Origin of the sequence: Corynebacterium zhongnanshanii, assembly GCF_014490575.1 — a bacterium.
Taxonomy (GTDB): Bacteria; Actinomycetota; Actinomycetes; order Mycobacteriales; family Mycobacteriaceae; genus Corynebacterium; species Corynebacterium zhongnanshanii.
The window spans coordinates 2,148,105-2,167,287 of sequence record NZ_CP061033.1; the positions used below are offsets into that span (position 1 = coordinate 2,148,105).

11 protein-coding genes, 1 tRNA gene and 2 pseudogenes are annotated in these 19,183 nt (G+C 59.9%); 7 read left to right on the forward strand and 7 right to left on the reverse strand.

Annotation, left to right across the window (positions count from 1 at the left end):
• Positions 1-44: 44 nt before the first annotated feature.
• Entirely contained in the window at positions 45-1,412 is a 1,368-nt protein-coding gene (gene tgt / locus IAU67_RS09660; RefSeq protein ID WP_151842851.1) for a tRNA guanosine(34) transglycosylase Tgt, read from the forward strand.
• A 5-nt stretch (positions 1,413-1,417) separates the two neighbouring features.
• Here tgt and IAU67_RS09665 read toward each other — a convergent pair whose 3' ends face one another.
• Positions 1,418-3,862: an MMPL family transporter gene (locus IAU67_RS09665; protein ID WP_151842850.1), complete on the reverse strand. Its 2,445-nt coding sequence runs from the start codon at positions 3,860-3,862 to the stop codon at positions 1,418-1,420.
• 95 nt (positions 3,863-3,957) lie between these two features.
• Here IAU67_RS09665 and IAU67_RS09670 point away from each other — a divergent pair, with 95 nt between their 5' ends.
• Entirely contained in the window at positions 3,958-4,758 is an 801-nt protein-coding gene (locus IAU67_RS09670) for a hypothetical protein (protein WP_151842849.1), read from the forward strand.
• A gap of 237 nt (positions 4,759-4,995) precedes the next feature.
• Here the strand turns inward: IAU67_RS09670 and IAU67_RS10060 are convergent, their stop codons facing one another.
• The 6 genes and pseudogenes from IAU67_RS10060 to IAU67_RS09695 all read right to left on the reverse strand — a co-directional run bounded on the left by IAU67_RS10060 (position 4,996) and on the right by IAU67_RS09695 (position 12,899).
• Positions 4,996-6,156 carry a Rib/alpha-like domain-containing protein gene (locus tag IAU67_RS10060; protein WP_342355625.1) on the reverse strand — a complete coding sequence of 387 codons (1,161 nt, stop codon included), beginning with the start codon at positions 6,154-6,156 and terminating at the stop codon, positions 4,996-4,998.
• Between the two features lie 36 nt (positions 6,157-6,192).
• Positions 6,193-8,238: pseudogene (locus tag IAU67_RS09675) on the reverse strand (Rib/alpha-like domain-containing protein); the annotation flags it as partial.
• Complete coding sequence (locus IAU67_RS10135; protein WP_425321389.1) at positions 8,229-8,387, reverse strand: Rib/alpha-like domain-containing protein; 159 nt, start codon at positions 8,385-8,387, stop codon at positions 8,229-8,231. The pseudogene IAU67_RS09675 and the gene IAU67_RS10135, both read right to left, overlap by 10 nt.
• Positions 8,350-8,754, reverse strand: a complete 405-nt coding sequence (locus IAU67_RS09685; RefSeq protein WP_425321393.1) for a Rib/alpha-like domain-containing protein — start codon at positions 8,752-8,754, stop codon at positions 8,350-8,352. The genes IAU67_RS10135 and IAU67_RS09685 overlap by 38 nt, the downstream gene beginning before the upstream one ends.
• Positions 8,755-8,769: 15 nt before the next feature.
• Positions 8,770-12,344, reverse strand: a pseudogene (locus IAU67_RS09690) (Rib/alpha-like domain-containing protein); the annotation flags it as partial.
• 472 nt (positions 12,345-12,816) lie between these two features.
• Positions 12,817-12,899 (reverse strand) — tRNA-Leu (locus tag IAU67_RS09695).
• A 235-nt stretch (positions 12,900-13,134) separates the two neighbouring features.
• Between IAU67_RS09695 and IAU67_RS10065 the strand changes: the two genes are divergently transcribed.
• From IAU67_RS10065 to IAU67_RS09720, 5 genes are all read left to right on the forward strand, one after another.
• Positions 13,135-14,058, forward strand: coding sequence for an FHA domain-containing protein (locus tag IAU67_RS10065; RefSeq protein WP_151842847.1), 924 nt, complete (start codon positions 13,135-13,137; stop codon positions 14,056-14,058).
• 104 nt (positions 14,059-14,162) lie between these two features.
• The gene (locus tag IAU67_RS09705) at positions 14,163-14,654 is read left to right on the forward strand and encodes an FHA domain-containing protein FhaB/FipA (protein WP_151842846.1); all 492 of its coding nucleotides are present in this window, start codon (positions 14,163-14,165) and stop codon (positions 14,652-14,654) included.
• A complete protein-coding gene (locus IAU67_RS10070) occupies positions 14,651-16,354 on the forward strand; it encodes a PP2C family protein-serine/threonine phosphatase (RefSeq protein ID WP_187767915.1) in 1,704 nt (567 codons plus the stop codon). Before IAU67_RS09705 ends, IAU67_RS10070 begins: the two co-directional genes overlap by 4 nt.
• The gene (locus tag IAU67_RS09715; protein WP_151842845.1) at positions 16,355-17,740 is read left to right on the forward strand and encodes an FtsW/RodA/SpoVE family cell cycle protein; all 1,386 of its coding nucleotides are present in this window, start codon (positions 16,355-16,357) and stop codon (positions 17,738-17,740) included.
• Positions 17,737-19,182 carry a penicillin-binding transpeptidase domain-containing protein gene (locus IAU67_RS09720; protein WP_151842844.1) on the forward strand — a complete coding sequence of 482 codons (1,446 nt, stop codon included), beginning with the start codon at positions 17,737-17,739 and terminating at the stop codon, positions 19,180-19,182. Before IAU67_RS09715 ends, IAU67_RS09720 begins: the two co-directional genes overlap by 4 nt.
• Position 19,183 lies beyond the last annotated feature (1 nt).

The following is a 19,183-nucleotide window of genomic DNA, read 5'->3' on the forward strand; positions in this document are numbered from 1 at the left end:
AGCCTAACCCGCGCGCGTGGCGCCCCGCAGTAGACTGGGTTCCCATGACCGCCGAACAGCGCCACACAGACACAACCTTCAGCTTAGGCACCCGCCTGGAGGAGGACACGCGCCTTCCTGACTCCGCCCCGCGGCAGACCGCCTCCGCCATCGACGCCGCCGGTAACCCCGTGACCAGCGTGAACACCGAAAACCAGGGGCATGGGCGCACCGGGGTGATTCACACGCCGCACGGCGACATCCACACGCCCGCGTTCATTCCCGTGGGCACGAAGGCGACCGTGAAGACCCTCACGCCACAGCAGGTGCGCAGCGCCGGGGCGCAGGCGGTGCTGTCCAACGCGTACCACCTGTATTTGCAGCCAGGCCCAGAGATCGTGGACCAGGCCGGTGGCGTGGCCGCCTTTGAGAATTGGCACGGACCTACCTACACGGACTCCGGCGGGTTCCAGGTGATGAGCCTGGGCGTGGGGTTCAAGAAGGTCCTGGCGATGGACACGAAGGGGCTGGATAAGAAGGACATTGTGGCGCAACAGTCCAAGCGCATGGCCGTGGTGGACGAGGATGGTGTGGATTTCCGCAGTGTGATTGATGGGTCGAAGCACCGGTTCACCCCGGAGGTGTCCATGCAGATCCAGCACCAGTTGGGCGCGGACATTATCTTCGCGTTCGATGAGCTAACCACGCTGGTGAATACGCGCCACTACCAGGAGCGGTCTGTGGAGCGGACGCATCGGTGGGCACAGCGCTGCCTGGAGGAGCACTACCGGCAGACTGTGCTGCGCGAGGATAAGCCGCTGCAGTCTCTGTGGGGCGTGGTGCAGGGCGCGCAGTACGAAGACCTGCGGAAACAGGCCGCGCGCGGCCTGGTGGAACTGTCCGACGCCGCAATTGCAGACGGGCGGCGCGGCTTCGGCGGCTACGGCATCGGCGGGGCGTTGGAGAAGGAGAACCTGGGGACGATCGTCAACTGGGTGTGTGAGGAGCTGCCGGAAAACATGCCGCGCCACCTGCTGGGGATCTCCGAGCCGGACGACCTGTTCACGGGCGTGGCCGCGGGGGCGGACACGTTCGATTGTGTGGCGCCGACGCGCCTGGCCAGACGTGGCGGGGTGTACACGTTGGATGGTCGGATGAACTTGACCAATGCGCGTTTCAAGAATGATTTTTCTCCCATCGACGCCGAAGTGGGCGGCGAAGTCTCCGAGAACTATTCGCGCGCGTATATCCACCATCTGTTGAAGGCAAAGGAGTTTTTGGCGGGGACGTTGTGCACGATGCACAACCTGCATTTCATGATCACGCTGGTGGATAACATCAGGCGGTCCATCGAGGAGGGGCGTTTTGTGGAGTATCGCGCGGAGTTTATGAGCCGGTATTACGGCGAGGGCTGGGAGGCGCGGCTGGGCTAGCCGCGCTAGTCGCGCGCGGCGCCCTCGTAGCGCGTGATCTTCCCGGAGCTAAACGCCTTCTCCAGGGAGGATCCCTCCACGTCCAGCGTGGGAAGCACCTTGTCCAGCCACTTCGGCATGTACCAGGTGGCGCGTCCGGCCAGGAGCATGAGCGCGGGGATGGCGGTCATGCGGATCAGGAAGGCGTCGAAGAGCACGCCGGCGCCGAGCGCGAAGCCAAAGATCTGGATGAACGGCAGGGGCTGGAAGATGAAGGACACAAACACCGCGATCATGATGAGCGCGGCCACGGTCACCACGCGTGCGCCGAGGCCGAAGCCGTGGATTACGGAGTCCTCGGTGGCGCTGTAGGTGTAGTCCGGGCCCTGCGCGAGGCGTTGGGATTCCTGGATGTAGCGTTCTCTCATGCGGCTGACGATGAACACTTGGTAGTCCATGGCCAGCCCGAAGGTCACGCCGATCAGGAAGATCGGCATGAAGCTGATGAGTGGGCCGGGGGAATCCCACAGGCCCCACAGGCCTTCCTGCCACACCAGCACGGTCACACCGAAGGCCGCACCCACGGACAGCAGGAAACCGCCGGCGGCCATGAGTGGGACCAGCAAAGAGCGGAACACCATCATGAGCAGCACCAGGGCCAGCCCCACCACCAGCGCCAGGTAGATGGGCATGGCCTTCTTCAACGTGTCCGTGACGTCTTGTTGGATAGGGATCAAGCCTGTGATTCCCATGGTCACGCCCGTTTCGCGTTCGATGTCCGCCTGCTGCTCCCGCAGGGCGTGGATCAACTGCACGGTGGATTCCTCCCGTGGCCCGTGCACAGGGGTGACCACGAGCTGTGCGGTGGTGCCGTCCTCGGACTGTCCGACCAGCTGCGCGTGTTCCACTTCCGGGTTGTTCTGCAGCTGGTCCATCGCATAGATGAACGCGGCCTGTTGTGGCGAGGCGGGAGTCTGCTCTTCGCTGCGCTCCCCCGCCCCGCCGGTGTACGGCGCCAACACGGTAGCGTCCGCCCGCGCGTGCTCAGCATCCACCAGCACCAGCATCGGAGCATTCCGGCCCTCGCCGAATCCTTCCGCGAGCAGGTCCGCGGCTTGCCGCTGCGTGGATGTGACACTACTGGTGGTGTCATTCGGCAGAGACAGCTGTAGGTTCAACGCCGGCAGCGTGAGCAGCGCCAACACCGCCATCACCACAGCCAACGCCACACCGGGGAACCGGTGCACCAGCTTCACCCACCGCGTGCCCAGGTTTTCCTTCGTGCCGTGCACCTGCGGCCCGGTCGTGCGGCCATCCTCCCGCAGGCTTTCCCGCGGCGTACGGCTCGCCTCGCTCTTGAACACCCACCGGCCCAGCAGCCCCAGCAACGCGGGCAGGAACGTCAGGGACAGTAGCACTGCCACCAGCACGAAGGCCGCCGCGAAGTAACCCATCGCAGACAGGAACGGGATGTTCACCAGCCGCAGGCCCGCCAGGGCCACGATCACGGTCACTCCGGCGAACACCACCGCGCTGCCTGCCGTGCCGCAGGCCAGCCCGATCGCGTCCGGCCTGGACCGGCCGAGCGCCAGCTCGTCCCGGTAGCGCGCCATAATAAACAAGGCATAGTCAATTCCCACGGCCAGGCCGATCATGAGCCCCAGGGTGGGCGTCATGGAGTTCAACGGCACGAAGGCGGTGGCGCCCACGGTCAGGAACGCACCAATACCCACGCCCACCAGCGCGCTGATCAGCGGCAGCCCCGCCGCCAGCAGGGACATGAACGTAATCGCCAGGATAATCAGGGCCACCACCACGCCCACGATCTCTGAGATGGGTTCGATCTCAATCGGGTCTCCAAATCCAGGCCCGCCGATCTCCACGCGTAGCCCAGCATCCCGGGAGATTTGGGCGGCGGCTTCCACGGCATCGCGGTCGGCGTCGGTCACTTCGGCGGGGAGGGCGACGTCGAAGGAGAAGGTGGAGGTGCCGATGGTGGCGTCGTCGGATAGGACACGTTGCGTGTAGGCGTCCTTGGTGGCGGTGGCTTTCGGCAGGCCCTGGTTGGTGAGTTGGTCCACGATCGCGTCCGTTTGCGCGTGGTTCACAGTGACGGGGTTGCCCCAGCGCAGGGTGCTGCCTAGTTGCGGCACGGTGTCCTTGATCGCCTGGGTGGTGCGGTCCATCGCCTCCATGTAGGCGGGTTCGTCCAGGCGGTGGCCTTCGGGGGCTTGCCACACCATGTTCACGTCCGCGGACGCCGCCGGGTTGTCCGTGCCGGGGAACTTGTCCATCAGGATCTCGGTGGCCTGGGTGGAGGGCACGTTGTTGATGGCGAAGATGTCGTTGAAGCCTTTTTGGAAGCTCAGTGCACTGCCTGCCACGCCGAGAAGCGCGAGCAGCCAGACTATGATGACCACCCATTTGTGCAGGTAGGACCATCGACCAACGTGAAAGAGGAATTGTGCCACGATCCCCACCCTACACGCGAGGCCCTACATCACCCGGGGGCGTGGCTGGGTATCGTGGGTGGGTATAGTGCCCCTGGTTGATAAGAGTGTTGATGATGTCTGATGTCCCTGGCGATTCCTCCCCCGCGCCGTCTGCGCTGTCTACGACGCCCGCTGGCCCCGATCATTTCCTGGAGATGACCGAACTGCTGCGTGCTGCATGGGAGGGCCAGCCGTTTGTGTCCTTGCCGCAGGTCTGGGCTCAATTGGCGGGGCTGGGTGTGGGGTCCTTATCCTCCGACGCCGAACTGTCTCTTGCCCTCACCCACCTGTCTGAGTTGCACCCGTGTAGTGCGACGGCCGCTGGCGCGGATGCGACGGTGTTGGTGGAGACGTGCGAGCCGGTGCGTCGGGTGACGTTCACGGCCGATGGGATGTTGATAGCGCGTTCTGGACAGATGCAGCCGGTGGTGTGGCCGGTGGGCCGGGTGTTGAGTTCACGGCCGGGTGGAGAGTTGGCGGTGGAGGATCGTTCCGGGTTTGTGCATTCGTTGGGGCGGGTGGTGCGCATGACCGTGTTGGAGAAGCAGTGGGAACTGTTCGGCGATACTGCGGGTGACACTGCCGGTGGTACTGCTGGTGGCACTTCCAGCGCTGTGGATCTGTCCGGGTGCTCGCGCTCAGCACTAGGTGGTGCTGTTTTTGTGGGGGTGTTGGATTCGGGTGATGTGGTGGTGTGTGATCGGGCGATCCAGGTGGTGACTGCTCAGCGGCGCTCGGCTTCGGTGGAGGTGCTGCGCGGGTGGCAGCGTGTGGTGGCCGGCCGGTGTGGGGAGCCTGTGGTGGTGCGTCTGGCTGGTGGTGAGGATCGGCAGGTTGGCGCTGGAGTGTTGACCGCGATGTGGCGTGTGGAGTGAGAGCTTCTCAGCGTGTAAGTACTGTGCGGTGGGGATGTGCTGCGCGGTAGGCACTGGGTGGCGCTCAGTGCATGGTGCGCATGGGTAAAGCCCACCGTCTGTCCACGCTGGTAGTGCGTGGACAGACGGTGGGCTTCATACCTTGTGCTTCAGCAGTGTCCGGCTAGCCGAGGGGCTAGCCCGCCGGGTAGTGGGTCACTACCCGGCGGTTACCGGGGTGAGCTGGTGTGCAGCTTTTTAGTTGTTGCTGTCACCTGCTGCGCTGTCTGCGTCTGCAGCTGGCTCCTCTGAGGTCTCTGCGGGTGCAGAGGCGTCAGGGGTCTCAGTCTCGGTTGGAGCGGAGGTCGACTGGTTGGCCTTCTTGTTGCCGGAGCCGATGTTGTTCTTCGGATCCTCAGCCAGCTTCTTCAGTGCTTCTCCGGAACCGGTTGCGGAACCGTTGTCCTTCGCGGTGTTCTTCGCGAGGTTTCCGAAGGAGCCGATGGAAGAGCCTTCATTGTCCTTACCAGGCTTGACTGGGTTTGCACCCCAGTCACATCCCAGTGCAACGTAGGCGCTGGTTACTGCCAGGCCGGCTGCGATGATTGCACCTCCCAGCAGCTGACGCTGCTGTTCCACGGTCAGGTAGGTGTTGATGTTCAGTGCAGCTGGGACCTCGAAGTGAGGCAGGCTGATACCGAACTTCTGCAGCTCCCGAGTGATCGTGGAGTTGAAGTTAGCAGAGATGGAGTCAATCTGCTGCTGGATCTGTGGTGGGATCTTGATGAAGGACAGCAGTCCCAGTGGCACCAGCCACAGGAATGGGTTCGTGACATTCATCGCCTTAACGTCGAAGCAGTGCTCCAGCTTCGTCCAAGATCCGGAAGTATCTGGGTTCGTGCCAGCTGGCTTCTCCTCAACCTTCAGCTTCGCCTCGACCACATCCTGAGACTTATCAGGGTAGGTCACCACAACGGTGACGTTCTTCTCACCAGGCGTGGAGGTATCCGGAGTCTCCTTGTACTCAACCTGCGTACCCTCAGGCAGATCATCGATGTTCTCGATGTTCTTCTTCGGATCTGGGGTGTCGCCGACCTTAACGGTCTGCTCCTTGCCCTGTGGATCGTACTTGTCAGCGTCGGTCCGGTCGGAACCGTTGTCATCGCGACCCTCTTCGTGGCCGGAGACAGGAACCTTAACCTCAACCTTGCCGCCAGGCAGTTCCGGATCCTCGATGGTCACAACAATCGGACCATCAACATCAGTACCAGGCGTGACGTGAACCTTACCGTCCTCACCAACCTCAACAGGAACAGTCTTGCCGTCCTCGTCCTTAGCAGAGATCTTGGTGTCATCATCCTTGTTCGTGATAACGATACCGGTGTCCTGCTTCTCGTCGGTCGGATCAACAGGCTTCACATTGTCGGTGTTGACCGTGGTTGGGTTCTTCTCAACCTTCAGCTTCGCCTCAACGTTGTCCTTAGAGCCATCTGGGTAGGTCACCACAACGGTAACGTTCTGCTCACCAGGCTTAGAGGTATCTGGCTTCTCCGAGTACTCAACCTTCGAACCCTCAGGCAGCTTGTCAGCATCAACAATGTTGCCCTTCGGATCTGGGGTCTCGCCAACCTTAACGGTCTGGTCCTTACCCTTCGGATCATACTTATCAGCATCATCCTGACCCACGGTCACAGTCGTCGTGACCTCATCCTTGGTGCCATCAGGGTAGGTCACCACAACAGTGACAGGCTTCTCACCAGGCGTGGACGTATCCACAGGATCCTTGTACTCAACCGTCGTACCCTCAGGAAGCTCATCGATGTTCTCGATGTTCTTCTTCGGATCCGGCTTCTCGTTCTTCTTCACATCCTGGTTCTGACCCTTCGGATCATACTTATCAGCATCATCCTGACCCACGGTTACGGTCGTCGTGACCTCATCCTTGGTGCCATCAGGGTAGGTCACCACAACAGTGACAGGCTTCTCACCAGGCGTGGACGTATCCACAGGATCCTTGTACTCAACCTTCGTACCCTCAGGCAGATTCAGATCATCGAAGTTCTCGATGTTCTTCTTCGGATCCGGCTTCTCGTTCTTCTTCACATCCTGGTTCTGACCCTTCGGATCATACTTATCAGCATCATCCTGACCCACGGTTACGGTCGTCGTGACCTCATCCTTGGTGCCATCAGGGTAGGTCACCACAACAGTGACAGGCTTCTCACCAGGCGTGGACGTATCCACAGGATCCTTGTACTCAACCGTCGTACCCTCAGGAAGCTCATCGATGTTCTCGATGTTCTTCTTCGGATCCGGCTTCTCGTTCTTCTTCACATCCTGGTTCTGACCCTTCGGATCATACTTATCAGCATCATCCTGACCCACGGTCACAGTCGTCGTGACCTCATCCTTGGTGCCATCAGGGTAGGTCACCACAACAGTGACAGGCTTCTCACCAGGCGTGGACGTATCCACAGGATCCTTGTACTCAACCGTCGTACCCTCAGGAAGCTCATCGATGTTCTCGATGTTCTTCTTCGGATCCGGCTTCTCGTTCTTCTTCACATCCTGGTTCTGACCCTTCGGATCATACTTATCAGCATCATCCTGACCCACGGTTACGGTCGTCGTGACCTCATCCTTGGTGCCATCAGGGTAGGTCACCACAACAGTGACAGGCTTCTCACCAGGCGTGGACGTATCCACAGGATCCTTGTACTCAACCGTCGTACCCTCAGGAAGCTCATCGATGTTCTCGATGTTCTTCTTCGGATCCGGCTTCTCGTTCTTCTTCACATCCTGGTTCTGACCCTTCGGATCATACTTATCAGCATCATCCTGACCCACGGTCACAGTCGTCGTGACCTCATCCTTGGTGCCATCAGGGTAGGTCACCACAACAGTGACAGGCTTCTCACCAGGCGTGGACGTATCCACAGGATCCTTGTACTCAACCGTCGTACCCTCAGGAAGCTCATCGATGTTCTCGATGTTCTTCTTCGGATCCGGCTTCTCGTTCTTCTTCACATCCTGGTTCTGACCCTTCGGATCATACTTATCAGCATCATCCTGACCCACGGTCACAGTCGTCGTGACCTCATCCTTGGTGCCATCAGGGTAGGTCACCACAACAGTGACAGGCTTCTCACCAGGCGTGGACGTATCCACAGGATCCTTGTACTCAACCGTCGTACCCTCAGGAAGCTCATCGATGTTCTCGATGTTCTTCTTCGGATCCGGCTTCTCGTTCTTCTTCACATCCTGGTTCTGACCCTTCGGATCATACTTATCAGCATCATCCTGACCCACGGTCACAGTCGTCGTGACCTCATCCTTGGTGCCATCAGGGTAGGTCACCACAACAGTGACAGGCTTCTCACCAGGCGTGGACGTATCCACAGGATCCTTGTACTCAACCTTCGTACCCTCAGGCAGATTCAGATCATCGAAGTTCTCGATGTTCTTCTTCGGATCCGGCTTCTCGTTCTTCTTCACATCCTGGTTCTGACCCTTCGATCATACTTATCAGCATCATCCTGACCCACGGTTACGGTCGTCGTGACCTCATCCTTGGTGCCATCAGGGTAGGTCACCACAACAGTGACAGGCTTCTCACAGGCGTGGAATATCCACAGGATCCTTGTACTCAACCTTCGTACCCTCAGGCAGATTCAGATCATCGAAGTTCTCGATGTTCTTCTTCGGATCCGGCTTCTCGTTCTTCTTCACATCCTGGTTCTGACCCTTCGGATCATACTTATCAGCATCATCCTGACCCACGGTTACGGTCGTCGTGACCTCATCCTTGGTGCCATCAGGGTAGGTCACCACAACAGTGACAGGCTTCTCACCAGGCGTGGACGTATCCACAGGATCCTTGTACTCAACCGTCGTACCCTCAGGAAGCTCATCGATGTTCTCGATGTTCTTCTTCGGATCCGGCTTCTCGTTCTTCTTCACATCCTGGTTCTGACCCTTCGGATCATACTTATCAGCATCATCCTGACCCACGGTCACAGTCGTCGTGACCTCATCCTTGGTGCCATCAGGGTAGGTCACACAACAGTGACAGGCTTCTCACCAGGCGTGGACGTATCCACAGGATCCTTGTACTCAACCGTCGTACCCTCAGGAAGCTCATCGATGTTCTCGATGTTCTTCTTCGGATCCGGCTTCTCGTTCTTCTTCACATCCTGGTTCTGACCCTTCGGATCATACTTATCAGCATCATCCTGACCCACGGTTACGGTCGTCGTGACCTCATCCTTGGTGCCATCAGGGTAGGTCACCACAACAGTGACAGGCTTCTCACCAGGCGTGGACGTATCCACAGGATCCTTGTACTCAACCTTCGTACCCTCAGGCAGATTCAGATCATCGAAGTTCTCGATGTTCTTCTTCGGATCCGGCTTCTCGTTCTTCTTCACATCCTGGTTCTGACCCTTCGGATCATACTTATCAGCATCCTTGAGGTCAGAACCGTTGTCATCCTCGCCCTTGGCGTGGCCATTGACAGGAATCTCAAACTCAACCGAGCCACCAGGCAGGTCAGAGTCCTTGATGACCAGAGTGATCGGACCATCAACGTTTTCGCCCGGGGTGACGGAGATCTTTCCGGTCTCCTTGTCAACCGTTACCGGGACGGTGTTGCCGTCCTCATCGGTAGCGGTGTACTCAGTCGAAGGATCCGGGTTGTGAACGACGATACCGGTGTCCTGAGAATCGTTGGTCGGCTCAACAGGCTTAGGCTCGCCGGTCACGGTAGTTGGGGTGTCGGACGGATCCTTCGGATCGTGGCCGGACTTCTTCTCGTCCTCGTCGTTGACGCCGTCGTTGTCGTCGTCCTCGTCGAGAACATCCGGGATGCCATCGCCGTCGGTGTCGAGGTAGAAGACGGCGGTTGCTTCGTCATCCTCAGCGCCATCGTTGTAGGACACGACGACAGGGATCTCGACGATCTCCTCGCGAGCGCCATCCTTACCAGCAGGAGCAACGGTCACGGAGACCTTGCCGGTCTTCTCATCGACTGTGATCTCGTAGCCCTTAGGAGCCTGGAAGCCTTCCTTCAGCTTGTAGGAGGCAACGCCGTCACCAGGCTTGTTCTCCTCGCCGCCTTCCTTTGGCTTGTAGACCACATCAGCGGTGGAGGTCTTGCCGGCAGGTGCCAGGTAGCCCGGCTTGTCGGTGGTCTTCTCCTCGCCGCCCTGAGGGGTGTGGGTGAAGTTCTGACCTGGGTACTCAGGGTTGTAGTCAGCTGCTTCCTCGGACACAACGAAGGTTGCGTTCGCGGTACCCTTCTCACCACCAGGCAGGGTCATGGTCACAGGAACGTTGAACGTGCCGGTGAATGGGGTTTCCTCATTAGTTACCGGATCCGTCATGGTTTCCGGAGCGATGAAGGTGACCTCACCGGACTTCGGATCAACGTTCACGGAGTAGCCGAAGTCGCGGACATCCTCACCAATCTTGTAACCGGAGATGTTGCCCTGACCGTCCTTAATTGGCTCAGCGTCCTGTGGCAATGCCAACTCGAACTTGGTGCCTTCCGGAACCGACTCTGTCTCCACCTCAGGGGTATCGGTGTTGTCAACGCCACGTACCGGAGAAGTAGCAGACTTTCCGGTGGTGACATCGACAGGATCGTAGACAGGAACCTTAGCGACCTGAGCAATAAAGTCATCCACTGCAATCGGGATGGCAGAGCGCTTGCCGTTCTCCGCAACTGGATACAGAGTAGCGGTAAAGACGGTGGAGTTCGTCAGGTTTTCTGGAACCGTGATGGAACAAGAGGGGAGCAGGCCCATCTCATTTGGTGCAACTCCCTCACAGGTGCTCGATTTCGGATTCAGCTCCAGGGACTTGCCGGTGGAGAGGTCGGTCGCCGTCCATACGATGTCGTACCTGTTGTTGCCCAAAGCAGGGTAGCCACCACCCTGAGTGTCAACCTTGTCGCCAGGCTTGGCAAAGTTAGAGATCGAGTCATACTTCACTACCTCAAACGTAGGTTGCGCCAAGGTGTGAGCGAAGTCAGCATCACGCCAGCGTCCCCCATCGATTGGGGAATAGGTAGTGCGCTCATCCAGGGTGTAGTTCTGAGCGCTGAAGTGGTGTGTGCCAATTTCATACTGAGTGTAGACGTTTCCATATGGCGTACCCGCTCGTCCAGACCAGAACCCGCCGCGCCACGGATCAACCAAGCCAGCTCCCTGGACAGGCCCCAATGTCCCATCAGGCTGGACCAGGGAAACCATCATCCATTCCCAGTTGATGTGCTTCGCGAACTTATCACCAGTGATCGTGTCCTGGGCAGCTCCTTGGCGGAAATTACCCGCCGAAGGGGAAGAGTCAACGTTGTGGAAGTAGTTTTCCTGGTTCGGTGAAGACTGCGTTTCAGGAACATTACCACGTGAACTCCACACATGCCCGTAGGTACCGTTGAACTGGGCAACGTACTTACCATCCTGGTCACTGGTGGTCACCACGGACTCAGCGATCCACGGAGTATCACCGTCCTTATTCTCAGCGATTTGCTGCTTGATCCACTCCTGCAGCTTAGCTTCGTACTCATAGGTCCAGCCGGTGCTACGCAGAGTCCGAACGCCACCGAAGAGGGTGTTCTTGTTTTCTTCGAAGTACTTCTTGATTTGCCCCACTGCATGGTCACTCAGATAGGAGGCGACAACCTTCTGACCACCAATGCCCTTGTCATTGCTATCGTCGTACGATACAACGTTCTTCCAACCGAAAGCAGGCTGAGCATATCCGCCGTAATCCCAGTAGATGCGGCCGGAAATCTGGCCCTGTCCATCTTCACGACGCTTATCATCGTTGTTCACCCACTGACCCTGTGGCTTGTGGAGAACTTCCTTCTCTTCCGGCTTGTACTTAGGGAACAGGAACTGATCAGCACCAGTTACACGCTCGCCAGCCCAGTTAGCACCAATGGACCGATCGAGCGCAAAGTTCAAAGGCGCCTGGAGGTTAGCATAACCCCAGCCGAAGTTGTACTTATCCTTTAGCTCATCAGGAATCTCCACCCAGATACGAATTTTCTCGCGAAACGTGGGCGACAGATCGACATTCGCACTGAAGATGCGATCCTCTCCCGCGAAGTCGCGGAAGTTCTGCATCTTCACGCGGTAGTTACCTTGCGCATCAGTTACCGCATAGTACACCGGAGAGGTCGCAGGCTTGGGTCCCTTGTACCCATCAACCCACTGCACAAAGACCTTGATACCTGCCACACCAACATCTGGCCCATTGTTATTTACATAGCTGCTGGACTTGGTGTTGTCATTGCCGCGCTCTGCCCACACAGTACCGGAGACAGTATTGCGCTCACCTTCATTAGCAGGCGAGTAGATGGCGTTCTTGCCCTGAGTCGTGGTGTCACCCACAGGTCCCGGGGAGGCAGAAGCACCCAAGTCAATACCATCGGTCTGTGCCGAAGCGACAGGAGCGATGGCATTATTCACAACGACCACGCCAGAAGTGGCAATAGCTAGCGCGGCCACTGCGCCAGCGACCGACTTCATGCGGTCCTTAAAAGCCAGGCCCAAAACGGAGCTTCCGGCTGCACGGACATTACGTCCACGAAGATTAGCCATAACTAGTCCTTTGAAAAACGTCACTAGCCTCCGCAGCGTGTTGCGCGGACAGAGACTAGCTCTTGCGAAGAACCCGACGTATGTAGGGAACGGCAACAACTTAATCACTTCCTAAGAAAAGCAACAACAGATTTCCCAGAGAACTGCTCCACCCTTCATCCTTACGGGGGTAAAAAATTATCACTTGAGTAACAGAAGCAACCATGAAAGCATCGGCGTGTCAGCATCAATGCAGGTCACAGCGGGTATAGCATATCCCCACAGGGGTAAAGTGAAATGAGTCTCATTTATAACCTTTCCTGTGGGATACAATAGGTATGGAAATATATTAAGAACGTGATTAAACTGTGATATTCTTATTATCAAATTCAAAATCCTCAGGAACGGGCCCAGGCACACGAAAAAGCCGATGGCCACCAACTCAACAAAGTTGGTGGCCATCGGCCTGAACAGAGCGAAAAACCGCTCACTGTGGGCGAAGGGGGACTTGAACCCCCACGTCCCGAAGGACACTGGCACCTGAAGCCAGCGCGTCTGCCATTCCGCCACTCGCCCGAGTGCGTTTGAAACAAACCGCAGAAGCTGCCGTAGCAACGAAAAGAAATACTAGCAGCACATACTCACAACACACAAATCGAGCCCCAAAACACCACAAAACAGCAGGTCACAGGGCACGCACACCCCGTCACACGAACACGCACCCACGTCGCAAATATCTCACCTGCAGCAGCCGTGCCCTATACTAGGCACCAATGCCTCAACACACCTCAGGCACACAGAAAGGTATGACATGGACTTGTTCGGACGCTTCAAAAAGCTGGACAACTCTCTGCAACGCGGCCTAGAAAACGGCTTCGCGCGCGTCTTCGGCGGCAAAGTAGTGCCCATCGAAATCGACGAACTCCTCAAACAACAGACCGAAGAGTCCATCATGTCCGACCAACACGGCAACCTCCTGGCCCCCAACACCTTCAACGTTGAAGTCAGCCAGCAAGACCTAGACAGCATGCTCGCCAGCCGCCCACGCCTCACCGAAGACCTGGCCGACCGCCTCACACGCTTCATCCGCAACCAAAACTGGACCACCACCAGCCCCGTGCTCGTCAACGTCACACCACAACCCAACCTCCACACCGGCCAACTCCGCGTAGAAGCACGCTTCGAAACACACAACGCCCCCAACCCCACCACACACAACGCCCAGGCGGCAGCGGAACAGCAGTGGGACGAGAGGTGGGCGTCGGACAATAAAAATAACGAACAACTCGCCGACCTCATCAACAACAACCAGTCCACCCACAACAACCAGCCCAACCAAGCAGACATCGCCAACCCGCCCACCAGCTACCCCGGCACCGAAGTCATCGCACAAGTAGCACCACACCAACCCACCCAAGGCGGCCACGGCTACACCGGCGAAAACCAAGAAATCCGCGTCACCCTCGTCCTCCGCGACGGATCCGACCGCACCTACACACTCAAAGACGGCGCCAACATCATCGGACGCGGCAACGGAGTAGACCTCCGCATTCCAGACACAGGAGTCTCCCGCCAACACGCCGAAATCCAATGGGACGGATTCGACGCAGTCCTCACAGACCTCAACTCCACCAACGGAACCTCCGTCAATGGAACCCCCGTCGACAACTGGCTCCTCGCCCACGGAGACATCATCGCCCTCGGCCACTCAGAAATCGAAGTGCAATTCAACTAAACACACAACCCCAAAAACATCTTTAAGGATGTCACCCGTCTGCAGTAGGCTGTTCACGTAAGCCCCCGCCCGGAACCCCGGACACAGAAGGAGTCAAAGGAACAATGCAGACCACCCTCTTACTGCTGGCCAAAATCGGCCTGCTGCTCCTCCTGTGGCTATTCATCTGGCTCAGCATCCGCGCACTCCGCAAGGACACCAACTCCGCCGCCGGACTCAGCAGAGACCTCCAACCCATCCACGGCGGCCCCGGCATGCCCGCCCCGGCGCGACCAGAGCCACGCAAAGAACTCGGCAACAAACCACCACACAGCCTGGTCCTCACCACCGGACCACTCACCGGCACCACCCTCAAACTCAAGGGCTACACAGAAATCACCATCGGACGCGCCCCCACCTGCACACTCATCCTGGAAGACGACTTCGCCTCCGGCACACACGCGCGCCTGATCCGCCACGGCAACGCCTGGTACCTCGAAGACGTAGACTCCCGCAACGGCACCTGGATCGGCACCCAACGCATCGACCAGCCCGAACGGCTCTACGCAGGCTCCGAATTTAGAGTGGGACAAACCTCCGTAAGGATGGAACAGTGAGCACACTAACCCTCAACTACGCCGCCTACTCCGACCGAGGACTCGTCCGCGGAAACAACGAAGACAGCGCCTACGCAGGCCCGCGCATGCTTGCACTCGCCGACGGCATGGGCGGACACGCCGCCGGAGAAGTCGCCAGCCAACTGCTCATCAACGCACTCCGACCACTGGACTCCCCGCTGCTGGACGAACCGACCATGCATGACAGGCTCACCACCCTGCTCGCCACAGCCATGGACGAAGGCAACCAGGCCATCGCGCTGCACGTGGACGAAAACCCACAGCTGGAAGGCATGGGCTGTACCCTCTCCACCCTGCTGTTCCGTAATAATGAAGCCGCCCTGTGCCACGTGGGCGACTCCCGCGGGTACCTCCTGCGCGACGGCGAGCTGCAACAAATCACCAAAGACGATACCTTCGTGCAATCGCTGGTGGACGAAGGAAAACTCGCCGCCGAAGACGTTAGCAATCACCCGCAACGCTCCCTGATCCTCAAAGCGCTCACCGGCCGGCCCGTGGAACCCACGCTCAGCACCTTTCAAGTCAAAGCCGGCGACCGCTTCATGCTGTGCTCCGACGGCCTATCGGACCCCGTCAGCTTCGACACCATCCACGAAGCCCTCTCCACCGGCACGCCCGACCACTCCGCCCGCCGTCTAGTGGAACTCGCGTTGCGCTCCGGCGGGCCGGACAATGTCACCGTGGTCATCGGGGACGTCATTGAATTCGACGCCGCCTCCAACCACGCCACAGACCCCTCCATCACCCTGCCGGCTGCGCCCATCGTGGCCGGCGCCGTGGCCGGGAAAGTCACGGACACCGAACGGCCGAACACCGCGGCCTCTCGCGCGGCCGCGCTGAACCTGCAGACCACCAGTAGGCCTGCGCAGAGTGCTGGGGATGGAGATGGTGCTGGGGCCGGTTCTGGGGATTCCGCGGATCAGTCCGACAAAGCTGCTGCCGGTGCCGTAGGCTCCGAGGCTTCTGACTCTGCGGGCACTGGACGTCCGGCCACGGAGGCTACGGACTCCGCTCAGGCAGACGGCGCTGGCGCCTCTGAGGCTGCCGGTGCCGCTGGCGCTGCGGCTGCTGGCGCTGGCGCACGGAAGGCTTCACGTTCAAAGGGACGCGGGAGGGACGTGAACCTCGGCGTCGACGATCATAAAAACAGCCACCCGCGCACCGATGAACAACCAGCAGTCAGCGCCGAACCCGCCCGCGGCCGGAAGAAAAAGCGCGGCCTCACGATCGCGCTGATCGTCGCGCTCGTGATCCTGGCAGGCCTCGCGACCAGCGGATACATCCTCTGGAACAACGCCAAGAACAGCTACTACGTCGCCGAAGAGGACGGCCGCATCGCCATCTACAACGGCAAGCGAGACAGCATCCTCGGCAACACACTCAACAGCAAATACCAAGAAATCTGCCTGGCGGAAAACCAGAAAGTCACCACCTACCCCGCCGGCACCAAGGCGCCGAAAATGGGCAGCAAGGACTGCCACCACTTCCGCACGGACGACCTCACCCCCGTCGCCCGCGGAGCCATCAGCAACCTCCCCAACACCACCTACGACGAAGCACTGAACCAAGTGCACCGGCTCGCGGAACGCACCCTCCCCGCGTGCGTCACACGAACATCCAACTCCAGCAACCCAGAGGACCTCACCACCCCCGGAGTGTCCTGCCGAGAGGTGAAGTAAATGCTGATCTTCCGCCGAAAAACCGAAGCACTGCTGCTGCTCGCCACCGCGGTGCTCATGCTCGTCGCCAACATCGCACTGGACCTCTCCCGCGCCAACGGAGCCGGCATCCCCCAAGGACCCGACGGGGACACCACCAACGCCACCATCAGCTCCTCCGCGCTGACCGTCACCGGCGGCTTCTTCGCCATCTTCCTCATCGCACACCTCGTTCTGTGCTGGCGAGCACCCAAGGCCGACCAGATCATGCTGCCCATCGTGGCGCTGCTCAACGGCCTCGGACTGGTCATGATTACGCGGCTGGACATGGCCACGGACTGGAACCTGGCGCAATCACAGATCATGTGGACCTTCGTAGGCGTGGGTCTGATGTGCGCCGTGGTGATCTTCCTCAAAGACCACCGCAGCCTGCAGAACTACACCTACATCATGGGCCTGGCCGGGCTGATCCTGTCCGCGCTGCCCATCGTGTGGCCCACCAGCCTTAATGCGGACGCCAACGTGTGGATCTCCATCGGCCCCTTCTCCATCCAACCCGGAGAGTTCTCCAAACTGCTGCTCCTGCTGTTCTTCGGCGGACTGCTGATCCAAAAGCGGCGCCTGTTCACCGTGGCCGGGAAAACATTCATGGGGCTGCAGTTCCCGCGTCTGCGTGACCTGGGGCCACTGTTCCTGGTGTGGGGCATTGCGCTGGTCATCATGGCCGCACAAAACGACTTCGGCCCCGCCCTGATCCTGTTCGGCACCGTGCTGGGCATGCTCTACATGGCCACCGGGCGCGCCTCCTGGCTGATCCTGGGCTTCGGCCTGGCCGCCATCGGTGCGGTGGGCGTGTACCAGATCAGCGCCAAGATCCAGGACCGTGTGAACAACTTCGTGGACCCACTGGCCCACTACGACGGCAACGGCTTCCAGCTCTCCCAAGCCCTGTTCGGCATGTCCTTCGGCGGCGTGACCGGCACCGGCCTGGGACAGGGCTACCCCGAGAACGTACCCGTCGCCCACTCGGACTTCATCCTTGCAGCCTTCGGTGAGGAGCTGGGCCTGATCGGCCTGGCCGCCATCCTGCTGCTGTACCTGGTGCTCATCAACCGCGGCTTCCACACCGCCATGATCGCCCGGGACTCCTACGGCAAGCTCATCGCCGCCGGCATGGCGCTGACCATCACCGTGCAGATCTTCGTGGTCACCGGCGGTATCTCCCGCCTGATGCCGATGACCGGCCTCACCACGCCATTTTTGTCCCACGGTGGATCCTCCCTGCTCGCCAACTACATCCTGCTGGCGCTGCTGCTGAGGATCAGCGCCGACGCCCGCAGTGCCGCGGAGGTCCGCAGCACCGCCGATGTCCGCACCCCCTCAACCCCAGGAGCTGATGCACGATGAACAAAGCAATCCGCAACGTCACCATCTTCGGCTTCCTCCTTGTGGTGGTGCTCCTGGTCAACCTGACCTACATCCAGGCTTTCTCCACGGACTCCCTGGCCAACAACCCGAAAAACTCCCGCCAGTTCCTGGCCGCCAAAACACAACAGCGCGGCGCCATCACTGCCGGCGGGCAGCTCCTCGCGGAATCCACCGCGGACGAGCAGGGCTACTACCACCGCAGCTACCCCGCCAACCCCGGCACCTACGGCAGCGTGATCGGCTACCTGTCCGACCGTTACGGCGCCGCTGGCGTGGAGCTGTCCCAAAACTCCATCCTGACCGGTGAGGACCCGTCCCTCTTCGCCGCCCGCACTTGGGACCAGCTGACGGGCAAGAAGGTCGCCGGCGCGAACGTGGACCTCACCCTGGTCCCCGCCGTGCAGCAAGTGGCCTACGACCAGCTCGCCAACAACGGCTACTCCGGCTCCGTCGTGGCGCTGAAGCCGTCCACCGGCGAAATCCTGGCCATGGCCTCCACCCCGTCCTACGACCCCTCCACCATCGTGCAGGAGGACACCGAAGCCGCTGATAACGCGTTTACCGCCTATAACACCGACGCCAACAGCCCACTGTTGAACCGCTCCACGCAACAGATCCAGCCCCCTGGATCCACGTTCAAGGTCATCACCACTGCCGCGGCACTGGCTGCCGGGGAGTCCCCGGACACGTCCGTCACCGCGGCTCCGCAGATCACTCTGCCGGACACCACCACAACCCTGGAGAACTACGCCGGCTCCACCTGTGCCGGCGGTGGCACCACCACCCTGCGCCAGGCTTTCGCAGAGTCCTGCAACACTGCCTTCGCGGATCTGGTGAACCGTCACAGCATCGAGGACTTCACCAACATGGCCCGTGCCTTCGGCGTGGGTGAGAGCCTGGATAATGTGGGCATTCCCGTCGTCGATTCCAGGATCGGTGACATCCAGGATCGCGCAGCCCTGGCGCAATCCTCCATTGGCCAGCGCGACATCGCCCTGACCCCGCTGCAGAACGCGGTCATCGCCGCCACCATCGCCAATGGTGGTCAGCGCATGGAGCCGCACCTCATCAAGCAGATCACCGGCGCGGACCTCTCCCCCATCCGCAAGACCAAAGCCAAGAAGGTCAACGACCCCATCACCCCACAAGTGGCACAGCAGCTCAAGGAGCTGATGATCGGGGCGGAGCAGCACGCCGGCGGCGACGCCTCCATCGCCTCGAAGACGGGCACCGCCGAGCACGGCGAGGACTCCCGCAACTCCAACCCACACGCCTGGTACATCGCCTTCTCCACCACCGCGGATGTTGCCGTGGCAGTGCTGGTGGAAAACGGCGGTAACGCTGGGCAAGGTGCCACCGGTGGATCGGTGGCCGCACCAATCGGCCGCGCGGTGATCCGCGCGGCAGAACAGGGGCAGTAAG